This window comes from Nostocoides japonicum T1-X7 (assembly GCF_001046855.1).
GTDB lineage: Bacteria > Actinomycetota > Actinomycetes > Actinomycetales > Dermatophilaceae > Nostocoides > Nostocoides japonicum.
Window position 1 is genome coordinate 3,979,010 of sequence record NZ_HF570958.1, and the last position, 5,432, is coordinate 3,984,441.

3 protein-coding genes are annotated in these 5,432 nt (G+C 70.8%); all 3 read right to left on the reverse strand.

Translation table 11 applies throughout. The features are described from left to right. Positions 1-342 precede the first annotated feature (342 nt). The 3 genes from BN12_RS18060 to BN12_RS18070 all read right to left on the reverse strand — a co-directional run bounded on the left by BN12_RS18060 (position 343) and on the right by BN12_RS18070 (position 5,206). A complete protein-coding gene (locus BN12_RS18060; protein ID WP_048554649.1) occupies positions 343-3,078 on the reverse strand; it encodes an aminotransferase class I/II-fold pyridoxal phosphate-dependent enzyme in 2,736 nt (911 codons plus the stop codon). 107 nt (positions 3,079-3,185) lie between these two features. Continuing rightward, entirely contained in the window at positions 3,186-4,286 is a 1,101-nt protein-coding gene (locus tag BN12_RS18065; protein WP_048554651.1) for a CobW family GTP-binding protein, read from the reverse strand. A 263-nt stretch (positions 4,287-4,549) separates the two neighbouring features. Beyond that, entirely contained in the window at positions 4,550-5,206 is a 657-nt protein-coding gene (locus BN12_RS18070; RefSeq protein WP_048554652.1) for an inorganic diphosphatase, read from the reverse strand. Positions 5,207-5,432: the final 226 nt, after the last annotated feature.

Consider the following 5,432-nt stretch of genomic DNA (forward strand, 5'->3'; position numbering starts at 1 on the left):
TATCTGGTGACGTCCGCATGGTCGCTGGATACCTCGACTGCCGCGGTGCCTCTCGGGTGGAGGTATCTCGCGACGTTGACGTAGTGCTTGACGCCGGATACCTCGACTACCGCATTCCCCCGTCGGATGGAGGTATTTGGTGACGTCCGCATGGTCGCTGGATACCTCGACTGCCACGGTGCCTTACGGGTGGAGGTATCTGGTGACGTCCGCATGGTCGCTGGATACCTCGACTGCCGCGGCGCGTCTCGGGTGGAGGTATCTGGTGACGTCCGCAGGGTCGCGGGATACCTCGACTCCCGCGCCAGGCCCGCAGATGGAGGTGTCTCGTGCGCGGAGCACTCAGCGGCCCGAGGGCCGCCGCGCCTCCTCGATCCGCTTGACGGCGTGCTCGGTGAAGACGGACAGGCCGAGCTCGTGACGGAACCCGTGGATCTCGCGGACGTCGATGCGGGTGAGGAACTCGACGATCCGGGGCGACACGCTCTGTCCGGGGACGAGGACGGGGAAGCCGGGTGGATACGGCACGACGAACGTCGTCGACACGAGGCGCCGCCCCGAGGCGAGCAGCTCGGCGGCGTCCTCGAGCGGGACGTACTCCCGGTCGACCTCGGAGTAGCCGGCGTAGAAGGCGGACCGGATGTCGCCGTCGGGCGATGTCGGCGTGGCTCGGAAGGCCGGGTCGAAGTCGCTGAAGTCCGGCAGGGCGGGCAGGTCGGTCGTCAGGGCGCGGATCCGGCGCTGCATGAGCCGACGCTCCGCGCCGCTCGCGGCGTCCACCGTGCGGTCGAGGCGCTCCGCGACGCGGCGGAGGGCGTCGAGGAGGAAGTGGACGCTGGACCACGTGACGCCGATGGTGAAGATGAGCAGCACGCTGTTGATCGACGTCTTGTTGATCTGGATGCCGAACCGCTTCATGAGGACGTGCTCGCGGAACTCGAAGCCGGTCATCCCGGTGTCGCCGATGTAGAGCGTGACGCGGGTCGGGTCGAGGACGAACTCGTCGGCCTCCCATCCGGTGTTCCAGCGGTCGAGCGAGGAGGATCGCTCGACCGGTGCGGTGCTCGAGGTGCGGTACTCGGGCGGCACGAGGTCGGGCTCGTCGAGGATGGTGAACCACCGGCGGATGGTGCGATCGCCCTGGACCCGCTGACGGAACGCGAGGGCCATCTTGTAGGCCTGCCGCACCATGTGGAAGCCCTCGATGTCGACCTGGCGGCGGGCCAGGTCGAGGGAGGCCATGAGCTGCTGGTTCGGCGAGGTCGAGGTGTGGGTGAGGAACGCCTCGTCGAACGCCTCGCGGGTATGCCGGTTGAAGTCCTGGTCGCGGACGTGGATCATCGACGCCTGCCGCAGCGCCGAGAGCGACTTGTGGGTGGAGTGCGTGGCATACACGCGCAACCGGACCTGCCGCGGGTCCGGCATGAGCCGGTGCGAGGCCCACTCGCTGCGGGGGACGCCGGCCATCGACTTGCGCCAGCGGGCGTACTCCCGGGCGTAGGCCGAGCTCGTCAGGCGCTCCTGCAGCCGCTGCGCGGCGACCATCGCCGTCCGCTGCCGCACCCAGGGCACGGCGACGGCGAAGGCATACCAGGCCTCGTCCCAGAGGAAGCAGATGTCGGGCTTGATCGCGAGGATCTCTTCCATGACACGCTGCGCGTTGTAGACGACGCCGTCGAAGGTGCAGTTGGTGAGCAGCACCATCCGGACGTCGTCGAGCCGCCCTTCCGCCTCGAGGTCGAGCAGCGCCTGCTTGATCGTCGAGAGGGGCACCGCGCCGTACATCGAGTACTGCTGCAACGGATAGGCGTCGAGATAGACCGGGTTGGCGCCCGCGAGGACGAGGCCGTAATGGTGGGACTTGTGGCAGTTGCGGTCGATGAGGACGATGTCGCCGGGCCGGGTGAGGGCCTGCACGACGATCTTGTTGGCCGTCGAGGTGCCGTTCGTCACGAAGTAGGTGTGGTCGGACGCCCAGGTGTCGGCGGCCTTGTCCATCGCCTCCCGCAGCGCCCCGTGGGGGTCGAGGAGCGAGTCGAGGCCGCCCGACGTCGAGGAGGTCTCGGCCATGAAGATGTTGCGTCCGTAGAACTCGCCCATGTCCCGCAGCGAGCGCGAGTTGAAGATGCTCGCCCCGCGCGCCACCGGGAGGGCATGGAACTGGCCCACGGGCGAGTCGGCATACGCGCGGAGGGCGTCGAAGAAGGGCGCCCGGTGCCGGGCGCGGATGCCCGCGAGGATCGTGGAGTGGAGGTCCGTCACGTCGTTGAGCCGGTAGAAGGTCCGGTCGTAGATGTCCGGAGCCTCCTCCGCGTATGCCGCGATCGACTCGTCGGTCAGCAGGTAGAGGTCGATCCGGGGACGCAGCTCACGGATCCACTCGCCGCACTCGACCCAGTCGAAGGTCCGGTCGGTCGCCACCTCGACGTCCTGGACGCCGAGGAGCCGGGTCATGAACGGCTGCCGGTTCTTGGACCGGAGCGACAGGTCGTGACGGATGACGGCGGCCTGGATCTCGCCGTTGAGGGCCACGGCGGTGATCGCGTCCTCGACGCTCGTGACCCGGAGGATCTCGTACTGGATCTCGTCGGTGTTCCGCCGCAGCCCCCGCAGCAGCCCGTCGAGCCCGTCGGGACCGGTCACCGGCGAGTCGTCGGCGAGCAGGACCGTGTAGAACTGCTGCTGCGACGCGCGGGCGACCAGCTCCTGCTCCTGGAGCGGCTCGGTGTCGTCGAAGAGCGCGGCGCGGTCGCCGTACTCCTCGAGCAGCCGGGCGGCCAGGAGGACCTGCTCCGCCAGCGCTCCGGTGTCCATCGCGTCGAGCTCTCTGCGCAACGCCGCGAGCCGCTCGGCGCCGGGGTAGAGCCAGAACCGCTCGTATGCCGTGAGCCGGTCGATGAGCCGTCGCGCCTTCGCCGCCTCCCGGGTCGTGTCGAGGCCCGCGCGGTGCACGGCGGCCAGCTGCTGCGTCGCGTCGTCGAGCAGGTGCCAGGTGTCCAGGCGCTGGGAGGACGGGTTGGCCATGGCGGCCATCGAGGAGACCTTGAGGCGTCGAGGGCGGCGGAGGTGGAGGGGCATCTACGAGCCCTCCCCTCGATCGGTGTTCATGCATGGATCCTGCCCCTCCTCGCTGGCCGACGCCAGGAGGCCTGCCGGAGACGGGACCCCGGCAGGACCGCGTCGAATCAGGCCGCGGTCATCCCGAGCCAGGGTTCGAACCCGTCGCCGCGGGTATGCCAGGCCGCGGGCGGGTCCCGCAGCTCGGCCTCCGTCGCGAGGGCGAGGAGGAAGGCGGTGACGATGCGTTCGCGCTCCGCGGCGGGGACGGTCGCGCACAGGCCGGTGACGACGAGCCGGGTCCGCGGCGTCCGCTGCGCCCAGCGGCCGACCGTGCCGATGGACACCTGGCCGCCGGCTCCGTCCCAGGCGCACACCTGGCCGGGCCGGCTGGGCAGCCAGAAGCAGCCGCGGGAACGATGGGGGCCTCCCCCGAGGGTGGACAGGCCCGCATGGAGGCGCTCGGGATGGAACGGGCGGTCCGAGCGCAGGTCGAGCCGCCACACCGTGGGCGACGGGAGGGGCGGCAGCGGTGCGGTCCGGGTCTCGGCGACCCACGCCTCCGTCGCGTGGTGGGCGTGGAGGCCCGCCACGACGCGCCGGGCGTCGAGGCCCGCGCCCTCGGGGAGCACGATGCAGTCCGGCCGGGCCAGCGCGCGGACGAGGTCGACGGCCGCCGCGTCGGCGTCCTCGTGGACGGTGACGACGTCGGCATACTCGACGAGTCCGCAGGCGGCCTCGGCCAGGCCGCGGCGGTCCTCCCGCGCGCAGTGCCGGCCCACCTCGGCGAGCAGGAGGCCACCGGTGAGCGTCTCGGCGAGTGTCGCGCCGTCGAGGGCCGCGACGACGGCGGCGATCCGCAGGTCGGGGCGCGGCTCCCCCTCGAGCACGCGGCACACCTGGCTCGCCTCCGCCGACAGAGGCAGACGAGCCACGACGGCCGACCATCGTTCGAGCCCGGCGAGGCGGCGCAGCGTCGGGACGATGTCCTCGCGGATCGCGCAGCTGACGCAGGCGTGCTCGAGATCGACGGCCTCCTCCTCGAGGAGGCCGGAGACGTCGCTCACGGTGCGGTGGAGCCGCTGCGCCTCGACGTCGATCCGGTGGCTCACGACGACGGCGTGCGGAAGGTCCCACTGGAGGCCGATCGTCGCGGCCGCCATCGCGGCGTCGTCGACGCCGGTGACGAGGACGACGGGCAGCCCGGACCGGGGGTGGGAGGGTTCCATGGTGCTCCCTGCTTGGAAATGATAATCATTATCGCAAGAAGGTTACCCCACCGCGGCGGTCTGGCACCCGATCGGGGCCTGTGCACCACCTCTGGACCCGGACGGTCGCGAGGAGGATCGCACCGTGGCGGGTGCCGGGGCGTGCATGCCTGGCGGTCTGGCACCCGATCGGGGCCTGTGCACCACCTCTGGACCCGCTCGGCATTCACCCGGGCCCGAGGATCACACCGGGCCGGCGCCGGATCGACCCCGGCGCGGACGCGTCAGGACTTGGTGTCCGACAGCGGGTGCTCCTTCGTCGCGAGGCGCTCGGTCGGGCCGGGCTCGGCCGGCGTCCACTCCGACGGAGCCTTCGCGTGGCTCTGCTTCCCGCCTTCGGACAGGTCGTGGACGTTCTCGTCGGTATGGTCTGGCATCCGCCACCGGGCGGTCGTCAGGCCGGCGTCGCGCGCCCGGGCCACCGCCTCGCGGACGCACTCCTCGGCCTCCGCGCGTCCCGCCCAGTGCGCGCCCTCGACGGACTTGCCGGGCTCGAGGTCCTTGTAGGTCTCGAAGAAGTGCTGGATCTCCAGCCGGTCGAAGTCGTTGATGTCGTCCAGCTCGACGATGGCGTCCTTGCGCGGGTCACCGGCGGGCATACAGAGGATCTTGTCGTCACCGCCCGCCTCGTCGCGCATGTGGAACATCCCGATCGGCCGGGCCCGGACGAGGCATCCCGGCCACGTCGGCTCGTCGAGGAGCACGAGGGCGTCGAGCGGGTCGCCGTCCTCCCCGAGGGTGTCCTCGATGTACCCGTAGTCGGCGGGGTACCGCGTCGAGGTGAAGAGGAGACGGTCGAGCCGGATGCGACCCGTGGCGTGGTCGACCTCATACTTGTTCCTGCTGCCCTGCGGGATCTCGATGGTGACGTCGAACTCCACGAGCCCCTCCTCATCATGTCTCGGTGACCTAGGCTGCCGTCGACACGGCATCGTGCCGGACAGCCTATTGCCGAAAGGGGGGCCGGTGCGCCGCGCGTTCGCCATCCTCGGCTCGGTGGTGGTCCTCGGCGTGGTCGGGTATGCCGTCGCCGACGTCTACGACGTCGTCCCCGGGGTCCTCACGCGCGACCGGCCGATCACCCTCCCGACAGCGGAGCCGACGACC

What these genes read in the sequence shown, in the direction of transcription:
- BN12_RS18060 (WP_048554649.1), bottom strand. Translation starts at nt 3,078, where the DNA reads ATGCCCCTCCACCTCCGCCGCCCTCGACGCCTCAAGGTCTCCTCGATG.
- BN12_RS18065 (WP_048554651.1), bottom strand. Translation starts at nt 4,286, where the DNA reads ATGGAACCCTCCCACCCCCGGTCCGGGCTGCCCGTCGTCCTCGTCACC.